The organism is Paenibacillus sp. FSL R7-0198, from assembly GCF_038000415.1.
Classification (GTDB): Bacteria; Bacillota; Bacilli; order Paenibacillales; family Paenibacillaceae; genus Paenibacillus.
The window spans coordinates 6,217,710-6,242,074 of record NZ_JBBOCB010000001.1; the positions used below are offsets into that span (position 1 = coordinate 6,217,710).

General features: G+C 46.1%; 25 protein-coding genes. All 25 read left to right on the plus strand.

All coding sequences use genetic code 11. The features are described from left to right. Positions 1-2: 2 nt before the first annotated feature. Complete coding sequence (yfmH, locus tag MKY87_RS27320) at positions 3-1,283, plus strand: EF-P 5-aminopentanol modification-associated protein YfmH (RefSeq protein WP_340966933.1); 1,281 nt, start codon at positions 3-5, stop codon at positions 1,281-1,283. Between the two features lies 1 nt (position 1,284). Next, positions 1,285-2,055: an elongation factor P 5-aminopentanone reductase gene (gene ymfI, locus MKY87_RS27325; protein ID WP_026081137.1), complete on the plus strand. Its 771-nt coding sequence runs from the start codon at positions 1,285-1,287 to the stop codon at positions 2,053-2,055. Between the two features lie 162 nt (positions 2,056-2,217). Further along, positions 2,218-2,481, plus strand: coding sequence for a DUF3243 domain-containing protein (locus MKY87_RS27330; RefSeq protein WP_017689119.1), 264 nt, complete (start codon positions 2,218-2,220; stop codon positions 2,479-2,481). Between the two features lie 197 nt (positions 2,482-2,678). Then, positions 2,679-3,446, plus strand: a complete 768-nt coding sequence (locus tag MKY87_RS27335; protein WP_024630282.1) for a DUF3388 domain-containing protein — start codon at positions 2,679-2,681, stop codon at positions 3,444-3,446. Between the two features lie 66 nt (positions 3,447-3,512). Beyond that, positions 3,513-4,565: a helix-turn-helix domain-containing protein gene (locus tag MKY87_RS27340; RefSeq protein ID WP_339784528.1), complete on the plus strand. Its 1,053-nt coding sequence runs from the start codon at positions 3,513-3,515 to the stop codon at positions 4,563-4,565. Between the two features lie 67 nt (positions 4,566-4,632). Then, positions 4,633-4,803 (plus strand): hypothetical protein, encoded by a 171-nt coding sequence (locus MKY87_RS27345; protein ID WP_017689116.1) that lies wholly within the window; start codon positions 4,633-4,635, stop codon positions 4,801-4,803. A 155-nt stretch (positions 4,804-4,958) separates the two neighbouring features. Further along, positions 4,959-5,450: a YajQ family cyclic di-GMP-binding protein gene (locus tag MKY87_RS27350; RefSeq protein ID WP_017689115.1), complete on the plus strand. Its 492-nt coding sequence runs from the start codon at positions 4,959-4,961 to the stop codon at positions 5,448-5,450. 320 nt (positions 5,451-5,770) lie between these two features. Continuing rightward, positions 5,771-6,358 carry a CDP-diacylglycerol--glycerol-3-phosphate 3-phosphatidyltransferase gene (gene pgsA / locus MKY87_RS27355; RefSeq protein WP_062833849.1) on the plus strand — a complete coding sequence of 196 codons (588 nt, stop codon included), beginning with the start codon at positions 5,771-5,773 and terminating at the stop codon, positions 6,356-6,358. Between the two features lie 107 nt (positions 6,359-6,465). Then, positions 6,466-7,722, plus strand: a complete 1,257-nt coding sequence (locus MKY87_RS27360) for a competence/damage-inducible protein A (protein ID WP_091017238.1) — start codon at positions 6,466-6,468, stop codon at positions 7,720-7,722. A 243-nt stretch (positions 7,723-7,965) separates the two neighbouring features. Next, positions 7,966-9,030 carry a recombinase RecA gene (recA, locus tag MKY87_RS27365; RefSeq protein ID WP_062833851.1) on the plus strand — a complete coding sequence of 355 codons (1,065 nt, stop codon included), beginning with the start codon at positions 7,966-7,968 and terminating at the stop codon, positions 9,028-9,030. A gap of 281 nt (positions 9,031-9,311) precedes the next feature. Then, the gene (locus tag MKY87_RS27370) at positions 9,312-10,049 is read left to right on the plus strand and encodes a regulatory protein RecX (protein WP_339784526.1); all 738 of its coding nucleotides are present in this window, start codon (positions 9,312-9,314) and stop codon (positions 10,047-10,049) included. A 310-nt stretch (positions 10,050-10,359) separates the two neighbouring features. Further along, entirely contained in the window at positions 10,360-11,901 is a 1,542-nt protein-coding gene (gene rny / locus MKY87_RS27375; RefSeq protein WP_036670418.1) for a ribonuclease Y, read from the plus strand. Between the two features lie 152 nt (positions 11,902-12,053). Further along, positions 12,054-12,848 (plus strand): TIGR00282 family metallophosphoesterase, encoded by a 795-nt coding sequence (locus tag MKY87_RS27380; protein ID WP_339784523.1) that lies wholly within the window; start codon positions 12,054-12,056, stop codon positions 12,846-12,848. A gap of 117 nt (positions 12,849-12,965) precedes the next feature. Further along, the gene (locus MKY87_RS27385) at positions 12,966-13,226 is read left to right on the plus strand and encodes a stage V sporulation protein S (protein WP_007430104.1); all 261 of its coding nucleotides are present in this window, start codon (positions 12,966-12,968) and stop codon (positions 13,224-13,226) included. Between the two features lie 85 nt (positions 13,227-13,311). Continuing rightward, positions 13,312-14,307: a dipeptidase gene (locus tag MKY87_RS27390; protein WP_340966934.1), complete on the plus strand. Its 996-nt coding sequence runs from the start codon at positions 13,312-13,314 to the stop codon at positions 14,305-14,307. 194 nt (positions 14,308-14,501) lie between these two features. Continuing rightward, on the plus strand, positions 14,502-15,074 hold the full coding sequence (pduL, locus tag MKY87_RS27395; RefSeq protein ID WP_340966935.1) for a phosphate propanoyltransferase: 573 nt from the start codon (positions 14,502-14,504) through the stop codon (positions 15,072-15,074). A gap of 312 nt (positions 15,075-15,386) precedes the next feature. Further along, a complete protein-coding gene (gene miaB / locus MKY87_RS27400; protein ID WP_340966936.1) occupies positions 15,387-16,943 on the plus strand; it encodes a tRNA (N6-isopentenyl adenosine(37)-C2)-methylthiotransferase MiaB in 1,557 nt (518 codons plus the stop codon). 306 nt (positions 16,944-17,249) lie between these two features. Beyond that, the gene (locus MKY87_RS27405; RefSeq protein WP_272907590.1) at positions 17,250-17,663 is read left to right on the plus strand and encodes a RicAFT regulatory complex protein RicA family protein; all 414 of its coding nucleotides are present in this window, start codon (positions 17,250-17,252) and stop codon (positions 17,661-17,663) included. 327 nt (positions 17,664-17,990) lie between these two features. Further along, complete coding sequence (locus tag MKY87_RS27410; RefSeq protein WP_340966938.1) at positions 17,991-18,395, plus strand: PaaI family thioesterase; 405 nt, start codon at positions 17,991-17,993, stop codon at positions 18,393-18,395. A 77-nt stretch (positions 18,396-18,472) separates the two neighbouring features. Continuing rightward, positions 18,473-19,276, plus strand: a complete 804-nt coding sequence (locus MKY87_RS27415) for an NUDIX hydrolase (protein ID WP_062833857.1) — start codon at positions 18,473-18,475, stop codon at positions 19,274-19,276. A gap of 67 nt (positions 19,277-19,343) precedes the next feature. Next, entirely contained in the window at positions 19,344-19,901 is a 558-nt protein-coding gene (locus tag MKY87_RS27420; protein WP_340966939.1) for a cysteine hydrolase family protein, read from the plus strand. A gap of 197 nt (positions 19,902-20,098) precedes the next feature. Next, complete coding sequence (locus tag MKY87_RS27425) at positions 20,099-21,553, plus strand: nicotinate phosphoribosyltransferase (RefSeq protein ID WP_338593868.1); 1,455 nt, start codon at positions 20,099-20,101, stop codon at positions 21,551-21,553. A gap of 385 nt (positions 21,554-21,938) precedes the next feature. Beyond that, positions 21,939-22,592, plus strand: coding sequence for a hypothetical protein (locus MKY87_RS27430; protein WP_339784516.1), 654 nt, complete (start codon positions 21,939-21,941; stop codon positions 22,590-22,592). 112 nt (positions 22,593-22,704) lie between these two features. Next, complete coding sequence (locus MKY87_RS27435; protein ID WP_340966941.1) at positions 22,705-23,724, plus strand: oxidoreductase; 1,020 nt, start codon at positions 22,705-22,707, stop codon at positions 23,722-23,724. Positions 23,725-23,840: 116 nt separating this feature from the next. Continuing rightward, positions 23,841-24,353 (plus strand): hypothetical protein, encoded by a 513-nt coding sequence (locus MKY87_RS27440; RefSeq protein WP_339784512.1) that lies wholly within the window; start codon positions 23,841-23,843, stop codon positions 24,351-24,353. The last annotated feature ends 12 nt before the right edge of the window (positions 24,354-24,365 follow it).

Consider the following 24,365-nt stretch of genomic DNA (forward strand, 5'->3'; position numbering starts at 1 on the left):
CGGTGGAGAGCATTCGGTATGAGCATTTGCAGGAGACACTATATTACGAAGTAATGGATAACGGACTGCATGTCTATATTTTGCCTAAACCGGGATTCCAGAAAACGTATGCTACGTTTGCAACCAAGTATGGATCGGTGGATAATCATTTTCAGGTTGAAGGGCAGGAAGAAGTGAAGGTCCCGGATGGGATTGCTCATTTCCTTGAGCATAAAATGTTTGAAGAACCAACAGGTGATATTTTTGCAACATTTGCGTCTCATGGTGCTTCAGCTAACGCGTTTACGAGCTTTGATCAGACGGTTTATTTGTTTTCAGCGACCGAACATGTGAATGAAAATATACAAACATTAGTCGACTTTGTGCAAAATCCTTACTTCACGGATCAAAATGTGGAAAAGGAAAAAGGCATTATTGGACAGGAAATTGACATGTATGCTGATAATCCGGATTGGCGTGTTTATTTTGGATTGATCGAAGCCATGTATCAGAAACATCCGGTGCATATCGATATTGCAGGAACGGTGGAATCCATCCGTACGATTACCAAAGAGATGTTGTATGAGTGTTATAACACCTTCTATCACCCGAGTAATATGCTCTTGTTTGTGGTGGGTGGTGTAGATCCACAGGAAGTCATTGATATGGTTCGATCGAACCAGGAGCAGAAGGATTATAAGCCACAGGGGAGCATTCAACGTTTCTTCGAACCGGAGCCTGAGCAGGTAGGAGAAGCCAGACGGGAATCAAAACTGGCTGTTTCACTGCCCAAATTTCTGTTTGGATTCAAGGAGACGGACGTTGGACTTACCGGGGAACAATTGTTACGGCGAGATATGACAACACAACTGATGATGGATCTTTTATTTGGCTCAAGCACACGTTTATTCCAGAAGCTCTACGATGAAGATCTGATCTCGGACAGCTTTGGACATGAGTATAACAGTTCGCCGCAATATGCGTTTTCAGCCATTGGTGGTGATACAAAAGACCCTGATCAACTGCTCGCGCGTATACGTGAAGAAGTGGATGCCATTGTAGAAAAAGGGTTCGAATCCACGGATTTTGAACGTGCACGCAAAAAGAAAATAGGCGGATATTTGCGTATGCTCAATTCTCCGGAGAACATTGCGCATGAATTTACACGTCAGCAATTCCGTGGCGGTGATTTTTTCAATATGCTCCCGCTCTATGAATCGATTACACTGGAAGATGTAAATCTCAGACTGAGAGAGCATATTCGCTGGGATCAACTGGCTGTATCGCTAGTCGTGAGTCCTTGATATGGAGAGGGGAACGGGACAATTGAAGGCAATCGGGGAAATGACTGTACTGGTAACTGGCGCAAGCGGTGGTATTGGAGCGGCTATCGCAGAACGCTTCGCCAGAGTGGGAATGAACGTTGTTATACACTATATGAAATCGCATGAAGCAGCGAATGAAGCCGCCAGACGGTGCATGGAACAGGGCAGTGGAAAAATCATGACCGTGTCTGCGGATCTTCGCAGCCGGGAACAGATTGAGCGCATGCGTGAGAAGCTCGAGTCGCATAATCTCATGCCAGATATTCTTGTGAATAATGCAGGAATCTCGCACTACGGGATGTTGTCTGATGTTACAGAGGAGATCTGGGATGAAGTGATGGCGATTAACCTCAAAGGCACGTTTATGTGCACACAGGAAATGATGCCTCACATGATCTCCCAAAGGTATGGCCGAATCATTAATGTATCGTCGATCTGGGGACTGTCTGGTGCTTCTTGTGAGGTGCTGTATTCCACAACCAAAGGTGGGGTGAATGCATTCACCAAGGCGCTTGCGAAAGAACTCGCACCTTCCGGAGTAACCGTAAATGCCGTTGCTCCTGGCGCCGTTCAGACATCCATGCTGAACCATCTGGATCAGAGTGAACTGAAGATGCTGGAAGAGGAAATTCCAGCAGGAAGACTTGCTCAACCTGATGAAATCTCATCACTGGTTTATTTTCTGGCACTCCCTGAATCGGGTTATATCAATGGGCAGATTATCAGTCCGAATGGCGGTTGGTTAACGTAAAACAGCAAGAAAACTTGACTGGTTGTAGACGAAACAGGTGAAGATTGCCTGGAAGCAACCGTCTCTAGATTATTTTCAAATTGCTCGTATATAAAATGTCTCGAAAGCACATATTACAACTGTTGATTTTAAATCTCATGCGTCATCTAAGGAGGATTTATCATGTCAACAGAAAAAACAGTGCTCTCCAGTTTTGACACATGGAAGAAGTTCCTGGGTGACCGCGTACTGCAAGCAGAGAAGATGGGGATGAGTGAAGAAACCATCAACAAACTTGCGTATGAAATCGGCGATTTCCTCGATGAGAAAGTCGATCCGGCGAACCATTCCAACCGGGCATTGAAAGAGTTATGGGATGTCGGCGATGCAGATGAGCGTCGTACGATTGCGTGCCTGATGGTCAAATTGGCCAAACAAAACGCATAAGATTACAGATGAAGAGCTCCCGCAAGGGGGCTTTTCTCTAATGATTACAAACGGATTACAGAGCTGTTCTTGTAATTCATTTTCATTTTATATATCATTAACGTGACCCATTTTTAGAAGATGTCTCAGATTGTTGTCCAGTGGACACGTTCTGTTGCTGTCGAATAATGTGGAATAATGCATTACGGGGTGTTGAAATGGAATCTAAACAATGGTACATGGAATATAAAATACATAAGAACAGACCCGGTCTGTTAGGCGATATTGCCTCTATGCTGGGGATGCTTGAAGTGAATATATTGACCATTAACGGTGTTGAAGGCAAAACTCGAGGCATGCTGCTTGAATCGGATGATGATGAAAAAATCCGTTTGCTTGGTGAAATGCTTGGCAAAGTAAACAGCATCACCGTCTCGGCTTTGCGGCAACCTAAATTGGTGGATATTTTGGCCGTGCGTCATGGCAGATACATTGACCGTGACTCGGATGATCGCAAGACATTTCGTTTCACACGAGATGAACTTGGGTTACTTGTGGACTTTTTGGGTGAAGTATTTAAGAGGGAAGGTAATCAGGTCATCGGTTTGCGCGGAATGCCTCGTGTTGGCAAAACGGAATCCATTATTGCGGGTAGCGTATGTGCAATGAAGCGATGGACGTTTGTTTCCTCCACACTTCTCCGTCAGACGATAAGGAGTCAAATGTCCGAAGACGAATTGAACCCGAACAATGTGTTCATTATCGACGGTATTGTTAGCACGATACGCTCCAGTGAGCGGCATTACAACCTGTTGCAGGATATTATGACCATGCCTAGCACCAAAGTTATTGAACATCCGGATATTTTTGTACAGGAATCCGAATATGATTTTAATGATTTTGATATTATTATTGAACTTCGCAACAATCCGAATGAAGAAATTATTTATGATACGTTTACGGCTAGCTACACCGACGAATTGTAAGGAACCGTACGGAATCATGAAATAGATTAGCAACAACTCAAGAGATAAACATAAGGAGGAGATGGCATGTCTGAACTGGGTCAGCAGTTAAGGGAGGCCCGGCTGCAAAAAGGGATGAGTCTTGACGATGTACAGGAAATGACAAAAATTCGCAAGAGGTATCTGGAGGCCATAGAAGCAGGAGACTATAAAGTGCTGCCGGGTAGCTTCTATGTGCGTGCTTTCATCAAAACCTATGCGGAGACCGTGGGACTGAACCCTGATGAGCTGCTGGAGGGACACAAAAAAGACGTACCCGCAGAAGAGGCGGAAGCAACGATGGAACCGGTTATACAGAAGCGTTCCAGCCGTCCGGTTGAGCGTAGTAATCGGTGGATGTCTGTCGCGCTGATGTGGACATTCCCTGTTTTGATCGTAGTACTGTTGTATGTATACGTGGTGTATAACAATGGTGATGAATCAGATAATCCGGGGCTTGATCAGGTCAAAATTACGGACAGTCAACAACAGCCTGAGGATAAACCGGATCAACCTGCCGACAACGGACAGGCATCTAATCCGCCTGCGACAGATTCAGGTACTGACGGTACTGGTGAGGGCGAAGCTGGCGGTAACGGCGGCGGTACAGACACGGAAGGACAGACGGATGGTCAAACTGATGGCCAAACGGACGGACAGACGGATGAAACTGAGGAAGAACCAACTGACAATTCACCGTCTAATGTGACTGTTGCGGAAGATGGGAAATCAGGAAATATTACGAACTTTAAAGTTAACGGTAGTGCAGGGCAACCTGTAACGGTTACGATCAAAGCAACAGGTCATAGCTGGCTGGAAGTGTACAAAGGCGAAAACTCCAGTGGAGAGAAGTTGGAGTATGGTAACACAGCCGAAGGTGACAGCTATACCTTTGAGTTGGATAGTGCAGGCATGTATATTAAGTCCGGTTACGCTGCAGCGACCACGATTGAGGTTGGCGGGCAAGTTGTAACGGATGGCAAGGCGACCAATCGGATCCGTTTGAAGCTTGGTGAAGACAGTAGTAGTACTACTACTTCTTCTACAGGTGTTGAAAATGGATCAACGGACGGTACAGGGGGTACCACGGGGAACGAATAACCGGGTCAACTGCAGGAGACAATAACCGTGTCTTAACTTGCAGTTAACTTTTGGTGAAGTGAGGTGGATGGCTGTGACAGTCAGCTGGATCGTAACAGGTTTAGGGATCATTGTCAGCCTCCTGGGTTATTACCTGACTCCAAGTGCTTGGGGTTACGGAATATTGGGTTTTGGACTTGCACATGTGCTTTTGGGTGTGCTCGATATGTTCAGACAGCCCAACCGCAGCCGCTATTAGGTTGGAAGCTGGACCAGCAAGCATTTTTGGCAGCCACTTCAAGTGGAAGCCAAAAATGCTTTTTTCTTTGTGTAAAACAGCTTGAAATTAGACTTTTGCTTAAGGTATCCTCTATAATGTTACAGAACATACGATTAACTGAAAGGGTGACTGGTTTGAGCTCAGAAAATTCATTTGATATCGTGTCCAAAATGGACTTGCAAGAACTGACAAATGCCGTTACACAAACCGAGAAGGAAATTGGCACTCGTTATGACTTCAAGGGCAGCAAGAGCAGCCTGAAACTGGATAAGGATGCGTTAACGATCGTATCTGATGATGAGACCAAACTCAAGGCTGTCATTGACGTGCTGCAATCCAAAATGGCGAAGCGTGGTCTACCATTGAAAAACATTGATTATGCCAAAGTAGAGCCGGCGTCTTCTGGTACAGTCCGCCAGCGTTTGAATTTTAAACAGGGGATTGATCAGGACATCGCCAAGAAAATCAATATCCTGATTCGGGATTCCAAGATGAAGGTGAAGAGCCAGATTCAGGGAGACCAACTCCGGGTAACTGGTAAGAGTAAAAATGATTTGCAAGCAGTTATGCAGTTGCTAAATGGTGCTAACCTGCCTCTGGATTTGCAATATACAAATTTCAAGTAATATGGCCTTTTTGTAGCAAAAGTGTTTTTTGACACGGTATTGGGCGTATATTATACTAAGTGTGCATTGCTGGCAGTCATGCATCAAGTCCAGTCCTCATCGTTTGCTGACTTTGTGAAAAGCAGTACATCTTCTGGAAGTCACCGGAACGTTTAAAGCGGTTTTGCTTTTGAGCGGTTGACTTTATTTTTTGCGTTTCTACATAGTGGGATCATGTTAATACGGATTGACATTGAAACTGTACATTTCATGTTCCGGATGATGATAACGGGATTATGATGATTGTTTGGAGTAATGGAGGATATGAGGGAGGGCGTCTTGTGAATTTACCCAACCGGATTACGCTTGCACGAATTTGCTTAATCCCTTTTTTGATGGTGTTCCTGCTCGTGGATTTTCCATTTTATCCAGAGCCGTTGCAGCTTGGAAGTTTTTCGCTTCCGTATAATCAACTGATTGCTGCTGTTATTTTTATCATCGCCGCAAGCACAGATGGAATTGACGGATACCTTGCGCGGAAAAATAACATGGTTACCAATCTGGGGAAACTGCTTGATCCGCTCGCAGACAAGCTGCTGGTTACTGCAGTTTTGATCTCGCTTGTGGAGATGGGCAAGCTGGATTCCTGGATTGCAGTTGTTATTATTAGTCGTGAATTCGCAGTTACCGGCTTGCGTCAAATTGCATTGCTGGATGGTTCGGTTGTTGCCGCTAGTGCTTGGGGCAAGCTGAAGACTGTAGTGCAGATTGTGGCGATTGTGCTGTTGCTGTTGAACAATTTCCCGTTTTCATACACGGGTATTCACGTCGATATTATCGCGGTATGGGCAGCAGCGCTTATTACCATCTGGTCGGGTATCGATTACTTTATCAAAAACAAAAATTTGCTTCATTTAACAAAAGCATAATGGTTTGTTCTTAAATGGGTAATCATGAAGGAAGCATTGGGTCAGGGGCAATAGGAGATTATCCTATTGCCCTTTGATCACTCACCACGTGTACAGGAGGATGCTCAATGAAGGCAGAAATCATTGCAGTTGGCACAGAGCTACTGCTTGGACAAATCGTCAATACCAATGCCAGATACCTATCCCGTGAATTGGCTGCGATGGGGATCGATGTATATTTCCAAACGGTGGTTGGGGATAACCTGAACCGTCTTAGTGAAGCTATACGCATTGCGCAGGGCCGTGCAGACGTTATTTTGTTTTCCGGTGGCATCGGACCTACCCAAGATGATCTGACCAAGGATGCGCTCGCAGCTGTTCTTAACCGGAAACTGCATACAGATCGAATGGCAATGGACAAAATTGAGAGCTTTTTCAGAGATCGTAATGTGGATATGACAGAGAATAACCGACGTCAGGCGATCGTTATTGATGGCGGAACACCTCTGGCCAACGAAACAGGACTTGCGGCAGGAAATGCGATTTCTGACAATGACAAATATTATGTTGTAATGCCTGGACCACCTAAAGAGTTGATTCCAATGTTTGAACAGGAAGTCAAGCCTTGGCTGTTCCAGCATGTGCTCACAGAAGAGATGCCAATCTATTCCCGAATGCTCAAATTCGCAGGTATTGGTGAATCTGCTTTGGAAGATCGACTATTGGATCTGATTGACGCGCAGACAGACCCTACGATTGCTCCTTACGCGAGCGAAGGCGAAGTTACGGTACGTGTCTCCACGAAGGCTGCGAGTGAGGGAGAGGCGAAGCTGAAGCTGGATGCGATGGAGGTTCAGATTCGGGAGCGTTTGACAGAACATCTCTACGCGAACGAGGATGTGCCTATAGAGTACACGATTGTTACCATGATGTCTGACATGGGGTTGACGCTCAGCGCTGCTGAGAGCTGTACAGGAGGGCTTGTCATGCAAAGTCTGACCTCTGTACCCGGAAGTGCGTCAATGCTCAAAGGTGGAATTGTTTGTTACTCCAATGAAATTAAAGAAAAGTTGCTGAATGTGCCTCATGATTATCTGGAAGGTGAAGATGCACCAGGGGCGGTAAGTCCTGAGGTTGCAAAAGTGCTTGCTGAACAGATCCGTATGATTGGCGATGCTGATTTTGGCCTGGCTGTTACCGGTGTAGCTGGACCGGGATATTCGGAACGTAAACCACCCGGACTTGTCTTCATCGCTCTTGCTGAACGTGGAAAAGAGACGGAGATTCATGAGCTGCGTATTAATGGTAATCGCGAGACTGTTCGCATTCGTTCAGCCAAAGCGATTCTCTATCGCTTATGGCAAAAACTTGTGGCGATGGATTGATTAGTTAATCGCTTCGATTGCATTTACAGTTCCAAGCAAGTATAATTAAGGAAGACGGAAGAACCGTAGAATTAGGCTTTACAGCCTTGTTTACGGTTCTTTTTTCTGTTTAATGGAAAGTTTCCTTGAGGAAGAGGCGCCTCGGCCTTTACAAAAAAAACGAATGTATGTTCGAAAAAAAGCTTGGCAAACGTGTTAAAACAAGGTATCATTATCTTATAAACAGTAAAGGGTGTGAGCTTATTGTCAGACCGTCGTGCCGCGCTTGATATGGCGCTCCGTCAAATAGAGAAGCAATTTGGTAAAGGATCCATCATGAAACTGGGTGAGTCCACTCATATGAATGTGGAAATTATTCCCAGTGGTTCCTTGGCTTTGGATATTGCATTAGGAACAGGCGGCTTGCCTAAAGGCCGTATTGTTGAAATATATGGACCTGAATCCTCAGGTAAAACAACTGTCGCATTGCATGCGATTGCCGAAGTACAACGTGTTGGTGGACAAGCAGCATTTATCGATGCCGAGCATGCTCTTGATCCTCAATATGCAAGCAAATTGGGCGTTAACATTGACGAATTGCTTCTATCTCAGCCAGATACGGGTGAGCAAGGGCTGGAAATTGCAGAAGCTCTTGTACGCAGTGGTGCAGTAGATATCGTCGTTATTGACTCTGTAGCCGCATTGGTTCCAAAAGCAGAGATTGAAGGCGAAATGGGAGATTCACACGTTGGTTTGCAAGCGCGTTTGATGTCTCAGGCGCTGCGTAAATTGTCTGGTGCAATCAGCAAATCCAAAACAATCGCAATCTTCATTAACCAGCTTCGTGAGAAAGTCGGCGTTATGTTTGGTAACCCGGAAACAACACCTGGTGGTCGTGCTCTGAAGTTTTATTCCACAGTACGTCTGGATGTGCGTCGTATTGAGAGTATCAAATCAGGCAATGACATGATTGGTAACCGTACTCGTATTAAAGTTGTGAAAAACAAAGTGGCACCTCCGTTTAAACAAGCGGAAGTGGATATCATGTATGGCGAGGGTATTTCGAGAGAAGGCAGTATCATTGACATTGGTACAGAGCTGGACATCGTTAATAAAAGTGGTGCATGGTACTCCTACGAAGGCGAGCGTTTAGGACAAGGCCGTGAGAACGCGAAGCAGTTCATGAAAGAGCATAAAGATATTGCTGAAATCATTGAACAAAAAATTCGGGTAGCTAGTAACTTGACTACCGCAGTCCCTGCGCCAACTAGTGAAGAGCAACAAAAAGAAGCAGAAGAAGAACAAGAATTGTTTGAAATCAACGAGTAATCTCTCAAATCCTCCCTTGTAGGGAGGGCCCTGAGGGTGTTTCCCACTGGACTCCGTAAACTTATCTGATTGAGCTTGGATCAATCTGGATAATGGATTGTAGTTGGGGAGTGCTCATGCTGTCCAACAGCCCCTGTCCCAATGGACAGGGGCTGTTGGCACGCTAACTGTGGAGTAAAGGCCGGGCAGAGTCCCCGGCCTTTTGTATTGGTGTTCTCTGTCTTATGTGAAGATGTGCTTGGCGTAATCAGAATGAAAATGTTATGAAAGGGGAGACCTGAATGGATCAACATGACGAGGATTTATATGAAGAAGCAGAAGAGGACGGCCTATCCCAATTTCCGGATAACGAAGAACTTATTATTACACGTGTAGAACGAACGAAGAGCAGGCAAGCTCGTTATCGAATCACTTTTGGCATCCACTCCATTACGGTTCTTGAAGATGTGATGATTAAATACAGGATGACTCAAGGCAATACGTTTATGAAGAAGGACCTTGAAGAAATTGTTGTAGCTGATGAGCGACAGCGTACGTATTCACAGTCTCTGCGCTTTTTGGAACATAAGCCGCGTACACGCCATGAATTAAGTCAGAAACTTCGTCAGAAGGAGTTTGCTGCACCATTAATTGAAGAGACGCTGGATCGACTTGAACGGGAGAAGTTAGTGGATGACGATCTATTTGCAAAGGAATGGACAAGACAGCGTATGGAGGGCAAGCGGAAGGGAAAACTGTGGATAAGGCAAGAGCTGCGTCAAAAGGGCATTGCCAATGATCTCATTGTTGAGGCACTAGAAGGTATTAGTACAGATGCGGAATTTGAGACTGCCTTGAGTGCCGGACGCAAAAAATGGAATCAGGTCAAAGGGGACGTTAAAGAGAAGAAAAATAAAACGCTTCCCTTCCTAATGAGACGTGGTTTTTCAATGGATATGGTGCGCCGTGTCGTGAATTGTTTAATTGAAGAAGATGAGGCTGGGGGCCCTGAAGATGACGAAGCGTTGTTATGGGATTAGCAGACTACAGTCTCTATACTGCATTCTCTTGACAATTTCTTTCGTCAAATACTAAAATGGACATGAGTCTGTAAGAAATGGACAACCCTTTTTCCTTCCAAAAAAGCGGTTTCGGTTTCTTAAGATTTATACCATTCTTAATTATGGGTTCGCTGGAAACAGTGAATAGTACGTGGAAACATGTACATGTGAAATGAAAATCGGCGGGGGATCGCCGTGAGTATTCGTTATTCCCAAACATATGTAAGGTTTGAAAACTGCAAATTGACCCAAGGAATGCCTTGGAGGAACCAACGAGGAGGTGAACAGTATGGAAATTGCAATCACGATCGCTCTCGTTGCAGCCGCGCTATTCATTGGGTTCGGAGTAGGATATTTTATTCGCAAATCTCTTGCAGAGGCTAAAATCTCTAGTGCGGAACAAGCTGCCGTACAAATCGTGGAGAACGCGAAGAAAGAGGCAGAAGCACTGAAGAAAGAAACGGTGCTGGAGGCGAAGGATGAAATCCATCGCATTCGCGCTGAAGCTGAAAAAGACACTCGTGAACGTCGGAATGAAATTCAACGACAAGAAAGACGATTGTTGCAAAAAGAAGAGTCGCTGGATAAAAAATTGGAATCACTCGAACGTAAAGAAGAGCAAGTGGCTAACAAAGAGAAACGAATTGATGAGACTCAGCAGCAGATCGAAATGATTTACAAAAACCAGGTGACAGAGTTGGAACGTATATCCAACCTCACCATGGAAGACGCACGCAGTATCATACTGTCCAACGTAGAACAGGAAGTTCGTCATGAGACGGCTCAAATGATCAAGGACATTGAACAACAAGCGAAGGAAGAAGCGGACAAAAAGTCCCGCGAGATTATTACACTCGCCATCCAACGTTGTGCGGCTGACCACGTAGCGGAAACAACGGTATCTGTTGTTACCCTGCCAAATGAAGAAATGAAAGGCCGGATTATCGGTCGTGAAGGACGTAACATCCGTGCGCTTGAAACCCTTACAGGGATTGACCTCATTATCGATGATACGCCAGAAGCTGTTATTCTGTCGGGCTTTGACCCGATTCGCCGTGAGATCGCCCGTACTGCCCTGGAGAAACTGGTGGCTGATGGACGTATTCACCCGGCACGGATTGAAGAGATGGTTGAGAAATCCCGCAAAGAAGTGGATGAGCGCATCCGTGAATACGGTGAGCAAGCTACCTTTGAAGTGGGCGTGCATGGTCTGCATCCGGATCTGATCAAAATTTTGGGCCGGTTGAAGTTCCGTACAAGTTACGGTCAGAACGTCTTGAAACATTCCATGGAAGTCGCTTATCTGGCTGGACTGATGGCTGGCGAACTCGGAGAAGACGTAACTCTGGCAAGACGTGCAGGTCTATTGCATGACATCGGTAAAGCGCTGGATCACGAAGTGGAAGGATCACACGTCGAAATTGGCGTGGAACTGGCGAAGAAATACAAAGAACATCCGGTTGTAATCAACAGTATCGCGTCCCATCACGGAGATTGCGAAGCGACTTCGGTCATTGCCATGTTGGTTGGCGCAGCAGATGCGCTATCCGCAGCAAGACCAGGCGCACGCCGCGAAACGCTGGAAACGTATATCAAACGACTGGAGAAGCTGGAAGAAATCTCAGAATCCTTCGAAGGTGTCGAGAAATCGTACGCCATTCAGGCCGGACGCGAAGTTCGCGTTATGGTACAGCCTGAGAAGATCGATGATGCTGAAGCCTTCCGCTTAGCCCGTGACATCACGAAGATGATTGAGAATGAACTCGACTATCCGGGTCACATCAAAGTCACCGTCATCCGGGAAACCCGTGCGGTTGAATACGCAAAATAGAGCATTACGGAAAAGTGGCCGCAGTAGTGGGCCACTTTTCCTGTTGATAGCCTGTTAAATGGCAACTACACATCATGGAACATGAGATAGTCCTGCAAAGGTTCAACATTTTAAGCAAGAGGACTTTGCAGGAATTGAGGAGGCAGTAATCAATGAAAGTTTTGTTTATTGGTGACATTGTAGGTAACGTGGGACGTAAGGCATTAAAGGAAAATTTACCGTACCTGAAATCGAAGTATAAGCCACATGTGGTGATTGTGAATGGTGAAAATGCGGCAGCAGGTCGCGGCATTACCGGTGCAATCGCGAATGAGTTTTTCAACTGGGGTGTACATGGTATTACACTTGGTAATCATACTTGGGACAATAAGGATATTTTTGATTTTATAGATGATGAGCCCCGCATGATTCGTCCAGCAAACTTTCCACCAGGTACACCAGGACGAGGATACACGGTTGTCAAAGGTGAAGGGAAAGAGCTAGCGATTGTCAATCTTCAAGGAAGAACGTTCCTGCCTGCTCTGGATTGTCCATTCCGTGTGGTTGATGAGATTGTAGACGAGCTACGCCAAGACCATAAATGTATTCTGGTCGATATGCATGCTGAAGCGACGTCAGAAAAGATTGCCATGGGATGGCATCTGGATGGACGTGCGTCTCTCGTTGTAGGTACACATACACATGTACAGAGTAACGATGATCGGATTTTGCCTGGAGGAACAGCTTACTTGACGGATGCAGGCATGGTAGGACCTCGTGACGGCATATTGGGTATGGAGCGTGAGGCTGTGTTGCGTAAGTTCTACACCCAGCTACCTGTACGTTTTGTTGTGGATGATGGCAAATGGCACTTCCATGGTGTTTTTGTTGAAATTGATGAAGCCACAGGCGCGGCAACACGCATCGAAAAAATTCGTCTGACGGAGGACGAGTGGCGCATGGAATAGGGGTATTGTCCCATTTTGCAGGGAAACCCGTCTAAAAAGAAGGAATTTTTTTGCCTCCCGCGAATAACATCTAGTAAGTGGAAACAAACTTTCAACATTCCCAGGGAGGTACTTACCATGGATGTATTAAAAGTTTCAGCAAAGTCCAATCCTAATTCTGTAGCCGGCGCTCTTGCAGGGGTTCTTCGTGAACGTGGAAATGCTGAACTGCAGGCAATTGGAGCGGGAGCACTGAACCAAGCCATTAAAGCGGTAGCGATAGCCCGGGGATTTGTAGCACCAAGCGGAGTTGACCTGATTTGTATTCCAGCTTTTACAGACATTGTGATCGACGGCGAGGACCGAACGGCCATTAAGCTGATTGTGGAGCCCAGATAATACATGCAGTATGCATTGAACCTGTTTACGATGTAGACAGGTTTTTTTGCGTTTTTTTGCAATGAAATATGGAGGAGGGTTTAAGATGTCCATGTCGGATTGGCGTGTAGCCGATTTTCACTGTGATGCACTGAGCAAAATTTTGATGCAGCCTGCTTTTTCTTTTGAAGATGCTCCACAACTGGATGTGAATTTGCAACGCTTGAAAGAGGGTAGAGTTGGGTTGCAGGCGTTTGCCATCTATTTACCCGAAGTTCTTGGAAGAGGCAAGTTTGAACATGTTATGGGGCAATTGGAGATATATCGTAGACGTGTAGAGAGAAGTCAGGAGCGGCCTGGCGGTACACAGACGTTGTTATGGCGTGAACAGGTGGCTCAGGTGGGGCAAACAGAGGGTCCCTGGGGATTAATCACACTGGAAGGTGTGGATGGTCTGGAGGGCAACCTGTTCTATCTGGAGTTATGTTATCAGATGGGTGTTCGAATCATTGGACTAACGTGGAACTATGCCAATTGGGCGGCTGACGGAGTAATGGAGAAGCGTGGAGCAGGTCTGACCGAGAAGGGGAAAGAACTGGTGCGCCAGTGTAATGAAATGGGAATGCTGTTAGATGTGTCACATTTGACGGAGAAAGGTTTCTGGGAACTGGCTGACTTGAGCAAACGTCCGTTTATCGCCTCCCACTCCAACAGTTATAGCGTATGTCCCCATGTGCGTAATCTGAAAGATGATCAGATTCAGGCCATCATTGCCCGGGAAGGGCGGATCGGACTGACGTTTGTACCCTGGTTTGTAAAACAGGAGGGTGAGGTACGTATAGAAGATCTGCTTCCTCATATTGAGGAGATCTGTTCTCTGGGCGGGCAGAACCATCTGATGATGGGGTCTGATTTTGATGGAATTTCAACGTATATTCAGAGACTTGAACACTCAGGGCATTATCCGAGACTGACGGAAATCCTGCTCAAACATTATGATGAACATCTGGTTCGTGGCTGGTTGTGGGGGAATGCGATGAGTTATCTGGGGGAACACTTGCCAGAGAGCAATCCAAAGATAAAGGGGAATTCCATAAAATAGTGAACTGGTGTGTGCGCTGAATGTGTTGAATTGAAACTAGTTTTCCAAATAAAGGACGGGAATGATGGTGAAATAAGTGTATTTCATGAATTTTCACCAGTTCGTTTTCATTTCACTCCAAAAAGGGGTATAATACCATTGGATTGGTAAGAGCCTGAGTACAGGCCATAGATAAACAAGGAGTGAAATTTACAATGAGTAAAACAGTACCTGTGGGCGTATCTGCCCGTCACATTCATGTATCCCAAGAGCACGTTGAAATTTTGTTTGGCAAAGGTTATGAACTGACTGAATTTAAACCTCTGTCCCAGCCTGGCCAATACGCTGCTAACGAAACTGTAGCGGTAATTGGTTCTAAAGGACAGTTTGATAAAGTGCGTATCCTTGGACCTGTTCGCCCTGAAACGCAACTGGAGATCTCCATGACAGATTCATTTGCCATTGGTGTTAAAGCACCTGTACGTGAATCTGGAAGCATTGAAGGTACACCAGGAATCACAGTTAAAGGTCCTGCTGGCGAAGTTACGATTGATAAAGGTGTTATCGTTGCTGCTCGTCACATTCACTTCCATACTTCGGATGCTGCTAAATGGGGTATCGAGGACAAACAAATGCTGAAAGTTCGCCTTGGCGGAGATCGCGGTCTTGTACTGGAAAATGTACTGGCTCGTGTATCCGATTCTTTCGCACTGGACATGCATATTGATACAGATGAAGCTAACGCTGCTGGCGCTCGTAATGGCGACACTGCTGAAATCATCGATTAATTACATGTAATAGCTTCAGCCGCCAATTGGGGCGGTCTGAATAACATATAAACCTGAGCACAGCCAACAGGGTACGGTTAATCCCACCCCTGATGGCAAGGCTCAGGTTTTTGTATTTTCAGAGTGTTCTTCTGAACATGGCATGTTACGGATTAGACGAAGGGACATGCGCTTTGGATGTGGAACTACAGCCCAATTCATGCTATAATTTGCTGTAATGCTCTTTTAGTGTTCCAAGCAAGAAATTCACCTGGAACAGGGATGAATGAACGATTTTTTATTAATAGAGGCTGTAAGGAGTGACCGAAGGAAATGGCTAAAGACTCAAAAAAGGATTACTCCCAATATTTTGATTTCTCCGATGCCAAAGTAATTTCGCAAGATGAATTCAGCAAAAAGATAAGAATCCGGGGCCGTGAGATTAACATCAAATCGGAACCCAATCATCGTCAGGAGAAACAGCGGGGCAAGGAAGACGTCCAGGTGCTTTACGAAAATGCCGTTCCCGATGAACTGAAAAACATAGGGAAAGGCAAACATTATATTGTATATACGTATGGATGTCAGATGAACGAGCATGACTCGGAAACCATCAAAGGACTGCTTGAGTCTATGGGATATCAGGCTACAGAGAATCGCAAAGAAGCTGATATTATTCTGCTCAATACGTGTGCCATACGGGAAAATGCGGAAGATAAAGTATTTGGTGAGCTTGGTCACCTGAAAACGCTAAAACTCGAACGTCCGGGATTGTTACTTGGCGTATGCGGGTGTATGTCCCAAGAAGAAGGCGTCGTTAACCGAATCATGCAGAAGCATGGATTTGTGGATATGATCTTTGGTACACATAATGTGCATCGACTGCCACATCTAATCCAGGAAGCGCTGTTCAGCAAAGAAATGGTTGTTGAGGTATGGTCCAAGGAAGGCGACATTATTGAGAATCTGCCGAAGAAACGTGAGGGTATGCGCGGCTGGGTGAACATTATGTATGGCTGCGACAAGTTCTGTACATATTGCATTGTTCCGTTTACGCGGGGCAAAGAACGCAGCCGTCGTCCGGAAGATGTCATTGCCGAAGTTCGGGATTTGGCACGACAAGGCTTTAAGGAGATCACGCTGCTTGGTCAAAATGTGAATGCGTACGGCAAGGATTTCACCGACCTGAACTACAGTTTTGGTGACTTGATGGATGCCATTCGCCAAATTGATATTCCGCGAGTAAGGTTTACAACCAGTCACCCACGTGACTTCGATGACCACTTGATTGAAGTGCTGGCCAAGGGCGGAAATCTGGTGGAGCACATTCATCTTCCGGTGCAATCTGGCAGTTCGGAAGTGCTCAAACGTATGAGCCGCAAGTACAGCCGGGAACACTATCTTAAACTGGCTGACAAAATTAAAAAGGCCATTCCAGAAGTCGTGTTAACAACGGATATTATTGTTGGTTTTCCGGGGGAAACGGAAGAACAGTTTGAAGATACACTTTCCCTTGTCCGTGAAGTAGGGTATGATTTTGCCTATACCTTTATTTATTCCCCACGGGAAGGTACACCGGCTGCGGTGATGGAAGACAACGTACCGATGGAAGTGAAGAAGGAACGTTTGAAGCGCTTGAACGAAACGATCAACGAATACAGCCACCGAAGCAATGAAGAGCAACGCGGCAAAATCGTTGAAGTGCTCGTTGAAGGCGAGAGCAAACGGAATTCCGAAGTTCTGGCAGGACGTACGCGCAGCAACAAGCTGGTGCATTTTGATGGACCTAAAGATTTGATCGGTACTTTCGTACAAGTGGAAATCACCGATCCGATGACTTTTTATATTAGGGGCAACCTGCTCTCCGAGCCGGTAGCTGCCAATCAGTAATACACACACACAAATAAGATGAGAATTTTGGGGTTCAATATCAGGTTCGGACATTTGCGCGAGTAGCGGAGGGGACGGAATCGGTCTGTAGAAGCGAAGCGTTCGCCTTTGTCTCCGGATTTTAACCTTGAACAGTTGTAATCAGAAAAATCCGGAGACAACAGCGATCAAAAGAACGATCCGTAACCGCAGTGGTCATGGAGCAGACGTTTGAACTCATTTGAGCCCAGGTTCTCATCTTATATCATCTCATAGAATGGAGCGATTTCAGTGGCGCAGGAAGAAGTGCAGTACAACCATTATGGAATGCCAACCTACGATACGCGCAATCTGGTCATACGCGACGACATTATGGGAAAAGCCAAAGAATTGGCTGATATGCTCGGAACGAGTGAGGAAGTTAGACAGTTTCAACAGGCTGAAACCAAAATTCGGGATCATGAGCGCATCCAGCAGTTGATTGCAACGATCAAGAAGAAACAAAAAGAAATCGTTGCTTTTGAAAGCTTCAAAAATGTGGAGATGGTCAGCAAAATTGAACAGGAAATTGACGATCTGCAAAGCGAACTGGACAGTATTCCATTGGTTACGGAATTCCAGCAGAGCCAGAGCGACATCAACTACTTGCTTCAACTAGTGATCTCTGTAATCCGGGATACGGTTTCTGAAAAAGTAAACGTGGAGGCTGGAACGGATTCACCTCCGACCAGTTGCGGTTAAATGACGGAAGGGTGCGGACGCTGTCCGCGCCTTTTTTGACGATTATATGAATTATAAGTTTTCAGCGGAGCTGAAGGATTCGATAATCGCAAGAAAAGCAACTGCTAAAACACGAATGTGGCATCATCGTTAAGGCTTCGAGCGGAAGCTTTTCTTACATTACATAACCGTAAACGTGGAGTGGCTATCGCCAAGTACTCGGAATATAATTCCAAGCAAAGCTCCACGCTGTGGGGTTATTTTGTGTGGCGCAGCTGATTTTTAATGATAAAGGCACATGACATCAAGAGAGCTTGATACGTACAGTGAATAAAGGAGAAATGAATAATGAGTATTTTGGACAAAATGGTGGAAGACGGAGACGGACGATTCTGGGGATTTCTCGGCTGTCGATATATTAAAGGAGACGGTAAAGAAGTACAGATCGCATTGACAGCAGGCGAACATCATACGAACTCCATGGGGATTATTCATGGGGGTGTATTGACTTCACTGATGGATCAGGCGATGGGGATGGTCGCAACAGCAGCAATGGAAGTGGACGGCTGTGTGACAACAAATCTGAACGTGCATTTTCTTGCACCAATGAAACAAGGGGAGTTAACGGTGACAGCTACGGTACTGCATCAAGCAGGACGCAGTGTTACGACTCAATCGGAGGTTCGTGATGCAGCGGGCACGTTGGGATGTATGGCAACGGCGACATTCCGCATAGCACGCCCGAGAACGTAACCAAGAATCCTGCGGTTGACAAAAGATATTATTATGTCATAATGAAATTATCAAAATGAAAATAGTCGGTGGTGCCCATGAGCGAAAACTACGAACACTTTAATGCAGAGAGCGACGAACAAGCAGCACGTGCTTATAGTTCCAAAAAATATCGTACCCCCGATGGTGTTCCTGCGGATATCGTTATGTTCACCTTGACCAAGCGGGAGCGCAAGACGGTGACGAAGACACTTCCCATTCGGGAACTGAAAGTGATGCTGATCAAGCGCAAAGGCTGGCCTTTTGCAGGCAGATGGGCATTACCCGGTGGATTTTGTCAGGAAAATGAATCCATCTATGGTGCAGCTAAGCGTGAGCTGATGGAAGAGACAGGTGTAGACGGTGGACATCTGGAGTACTTGAATGTATACAGTCAGCCGGGTCGTGACCCGAGGGGCTGGATTATCTCCCACGCATTTTTTGCACTTGTGGAAGAATGGATGCTGGATCAACGCCAAGCAGCAGATGATGCTGAGGATGTTGGATTGTTCACCATTCAGGAGGCGCTGCAAGAACTGGAACTGGCCTTTGATCACAGAACAATCATTGAAGATGCTTATCGACGTATTCAACAGCAGATGCTGGAAACGACGATTGCTCGTCAGTTCCTGCCACGTGATTTTACATTAAGTGAATTATATCAGGTTATTCAAAGTGTTGTACCGGATTTTGAAGAACCAAACTTCATTCGCAAGATTACGTCTACCCGCAGCCGTAAAGGCATTGTGGAAGAAGTAAGAGATGAAGAGGGGAACCTGGTGAGTTCCAACCAGTACTCGCAGCGACCGGCGCAGTTATATCGTTTTACAGAACTTGTACCACGCCTGTCCATCTATACGTAATAAGGTGTAGATGTGTCCATCTGATTGAATCAGGATCAACCATTTCTGGGCTAAGGGAGTGTTGACGATGAAAGCACTGATTGTCATTGATTACACGAAGGATTTTGTGACAGGTTCTTTGCCTGTAGGTCAGCCGGCAGTAGAGATCGACGAGACGATTGCAGCTGTAACCGAGGCCTATTGTAAGAACAAACATGAGGTAATCATGGCTGTGGATCTGCACGAAGAGAATGATCCGTATCACCCGGAGACTGCACTTTTTCCACCTCATAACATCAGAAATACGGAGGGAAGACAGTTATATGGTCGTCTTGCCCAAGTGATGGAAGAACGGAAAACAGATATACAGTGGATGGATAAGACGAGATATAGTGCATTCTGTGGGACCGATCTGGAACTCAGACTGCGTGCACGTGGTATTACGGATATTGCACTGATTGGGGTATGCACGGATATTTGCATATTGCATACCGCAGTGGACGCTTACAATAAAGGTTTTCATATTACGGTATATGAAGATGCCGTTGCGAGCTTCAATCCAGCAGGGCATGAGTGGGCACTTGGACATTTTCGTTCCAGCCTTGGTGCTTCGGTGGTTAAGGCGAGCGAGACAGTCTTGGCTTAATTTACTCCATAGTCATGTTTGGTTGGCCTCATGTTAGGAACCGGATGAATGTGGTGAATGGTGTATAGAGTTTTTTACGGGAGACTTGTTTGTTTAATACGGATGAACAGAATTATGAAGAATAAGTCTCCATATGTTAACCCGTGTTCACAGATCAAATCTGGGGGCACGAGCGGAAGTCAGAGAGGATGAGACAAATGCAGACAACTAGCCTGGCTTTACATACGGATAAATATCAGATCAATATGATGTACGCCCATTGGGTGAATGGTACTCACAAGCGGAAGGCGGTATTTGAAGCCTATTTCCGTAAGCTTCCTTTTGGCAACGGATATGCGGTATTTGCCGGATTGGAACGGATTGTGAACTATATCAGCCAGCTTCGGTTTACGATGGACGACATCAAATTTTTATCCAAACAAGAGGAAAATTACGATCCGGTCTTTCTGGAAGAATTGCTCCAGTTTTCATTTCAGGGGACGATTCATTCCATGAAGGAGGGTGCAATTGTTTTCCCTGACGAACCGCTCATTCGGGTAGAGGGCTCCATTATGGAGACACAATTGGTGGAGACGGCGATACTTAACTTCATGAATTATCAGACGTTGATTGCAACCAAGGCTTCGCGGATCAAACAGGTAGCGCAGCAGGATACGTTGCTCGAATTCGGCACACGGCGTGCACAGGAAGCGGATGCTGCCATCTGGGGCGCACGTGCCTCGTATGTGGCAGGTTTCCATGCAACGTCCAACATGCTGGCTGGAGAGCGCTTCGGAATCCCAACAGCAGGTACACATGCCCATTCCTGGGTACAGAGCTTTATGAGCGAACAGGAGGCGTTTGACGTGTATGCCAAAGTGTTGCCTGATCAGGTTACACTGCTGGTTGATACCTTTGACACGTTGAACAGTGGAGTACCTCACGCCATCAAGACAGCCAAGAAGTTGGAGAGCCAAGGCAAAAAGATGAATGCCATTCGTCTCGACAGTGGTGACCTAGCGTACTTGTCGATTCAGGCACGTCAGATGTTGGATGAGGCTGGTCTGGATTATGTGAAAATTGTAGCATCCAATGATTTGGATGAAAATACGATTTTCAACCTGAAGGCTCAAGGAGCACGGATTGATACTTGGGGTGTGGGTACACAGTTGATTACCGCTTCTGACCAGCCATCTTTGGGTGGAGTGTACAAATTGGTGGAGCGTGAAGTGGACGGTGCCATGCTGCCTACGATCAAAATATCTGCCAATCCTGAAAAGGTGTCCACTCCAGGTAAAAAGGAAGTGTTTCGGATCATTGATCCGAAACATGGCAAAGCGATTGCAGATTATATCTGCTATCCAGATGAAGAGCAGCCGCTACAGGGCGGACCGCTCAAGCTGTTCAACCCGCTACACCCTTACCTGAAAAAGACGGTTACCCGCTACGAAGCGATCAATATGCTGGAGCCGATCTTTGTGAACGGACGCAAAGTGTATGACCTGCCTAACCTGGATGAGATTCGGGCGTACCACCGGGAACAGATGAACCTCTTCTGGCCGGAATACCAACGGAAGCTCAACCCGGAGATCTATCGTGTGAACATCAGTCCTGCGGCATGGAATATGAAGCAGAAGCTCATTGCGGAACATGTGAAATCCACAGAGGAATGATCTACACACAAGAATTACAGAGAGGCATAACCAGTGAGCAATACTGGCTTATGCCTTTTTGATGCTCATAAAATTTCTGCGTTTTTAGCGGAGCCGAACAATTCGATGACCGTAAGAAAAACTTCAGCTAAATGCGGTCTGTCTTCTATGAAAGTACCTCGATAGACTTTTTCTTATATGATCCCGATGAGATGGACCAGTGATGTAAGAAATCTCATGGACAGACTGCCGAGGTAGCAGGCTATACTGGAAATAGCCATGCCCAATTCAAGATGTAGGGGAAAAGCAGTAATTATTTCTCGGGAAAGCGCAGGAGCCGCCAAATTCTGCAACTATTGATTCAATCCAGCAGCTGTAGGGGATGAAAGTAAGAGGAGGTGCAGATATGAGATGGATACTAGGACTGGTCTGGATCGCTTTTATTGCCTATGCATTGTTGTTGGCACCGGGGCAGTCACCTGGAAGTGATCCGATATTCAAAGAACTGATCACAATGCAAAGCCAAGAGCCTTGGTTACTTACGGTGTTTTCGTGGTTAGGTATTTTCCCGGCAGTTTATGCCTGTATGCTGTTAAGAACATCTGTGAAAGAACGAGGTGGCCGTGTACAGGCTTGGCCTTTTGTTATACTTTCTTTTGGATTAGGTGCTTTTGCTTTGCTTCCCTATTATGCATGGTCATCGTCCGCGAATAGATCTTCGGGTTACACAAGCTTGCACTTTGGTCGTCAGCGGAAGTCGGGAATTGCACGGGTAGCATCCCACAAGCTGACGCATGTTGTCCTTCTGCTGTTGACGCTGGGGACAGCATTCTATGCCGTGACGAAAGGTCATCCGGATGTATATATGGAAGCATTCAATCAATCTGCCTTTGTACATATCATGACGATTGATTTTGTACTGCTGACCTTACTTTCCATGATTGCGATATACAGGGATACTGAAGCGAGTCGACGTTCACCAGCTTGGGCAGTGACAGGCATTATCCCCATCGTGGGTCCACTAATCTATCTGTTGACGCTCAGGAGAGACAGAGCTTGATCATTAACATGAGGAAGAATCCAAAAGTAAAAGGTAGCCGTTAAGCCGAAATACGAAAAATTCATGTGCTTAATGGAAAAATATACAAAATTCAAAGAAGGAGTGGCTATCAATGAAAAATCAATTTAACGCATACGTTGTCCGTAAAGAAGAACAGGGCGGAGTGAACGCTTCTATAGAGCAACTGAAGAAGGAAGATCTGCCAAATGGAGATGTTACGGTAAAGGTGCAATATTCCAGTGTCAATTATAAAGACGGACTCGCGACGCTTGAAAAGGGTGGTGTCGTTCGTGAATATCCGATGGTACCGGGAATTGATCTGGCTGGAACAGTAGAGGAGTCGGTCAGTGGACGTTTTGCACCAGGAGATCGGGTGATCAGTACAGGATTTGAACCTGGTGTATCCCATTACGGAGGATACAGCGAGTATGCTCGTCTGCGCAGTGAATGGCTGGTGCCTCTGCCACCGGGTCTCAGTGAGAAAGAAGCCATGGCGATTGGAACCGCAGGATTTACGGCTGCACTTTCGGTAGATGCGCTGTTACAGGCTGGAGTGAAACCGGAGATGGGCAAGATTCTGGTTACGGGTGCAACAGGTGGCGTTGGAAGTATGGCAATTGCGATTCTGGCGAAACTTGGCTTTGAAGTAACAGCCAGCACAGGCAAGAAGGATCAGGAGGAGTCATTGCTCCGAAACTTGGGTGCCTCAGAGGTTATTACTCGTGAAGAAGCTGATGCTCCAGCCAAAGGAGCCATGGGGAAACAGCTATGGGCGGGAGTTGTTGATCCAACAGGAGGACCAGCACTTGCGGAGCGATTAAAACAGATTCAATACGGAGGTGCGTTAGCGGTATCCGGCTTAACAGGCGGCACAGCTTTTGAATCCACGGTACTTCCGTTTATTTTGCGTGGCATCCAGCTTATTGGTATAGACTCTGTGTATTGTCCGATGGAACGTCGGGAACGATTGTGGAAACTGCTCGGCGGAGAATGGAAACCGGAGCGTGCGCTGGAACTGGGAATCCGCGAAATTTCTCTAGACCAGTTGCCTCATACGCTGGAGACGATACTCCAAGGTGGTGCAGTAGGTCGGACTGTGGTCAATACGATATCAGATCTGCCATCCGCATAAGATTCTAAGTCCTTAGACATGCTAATTCTACCTGATTGGGTCACAGTACACGTGGCTGGAAAGGAAGGATTGGCATGTGGTTTGGTAGAAAAGAGCGAAATATAGTTCGAAGAACAATGAAGTCGGTACTTGTAAGTGGCTTGTTGATCACGAGTGTCTGGTCCCTGGTGGCTTGTTCGGCATCATCCATTGAGCAGGAGCGAAAGGTCTACACCCGCGAAGCGACAGATGAAGGAAATATGAGAGCACAGAGTCAAGGACACGGATTAAACGGTGAATTGGTGAGTGAGATCAGTAAGAGTTTTGAAGCAAAAGGCATTCAGCTGATGAATAACATGTCTGCCGATGACGGCCATGGTGGGATCTCTTATATGTATTTGTTGAATGGAAGTGGCAGACACATCGTGAAAGTCCATATTTTCAGTGATGCGACAACCCGGGCTGCCAGCATGAAACAAATGTATAGTGAGAATCGTGATGAAGCTGTCTTGGAAAATGCGCTTGGCCGAACAACGATTCGCAGCAAAGGAAACGTCTCACTCGTGTATACGGCTTCTGGTGGGGAAAAGGACGAGTATGAGCAGGACGTTATGCAGGTGTTCCAACATGTGCTGGAGCAATTAACGTAGGTAGAGCTGACA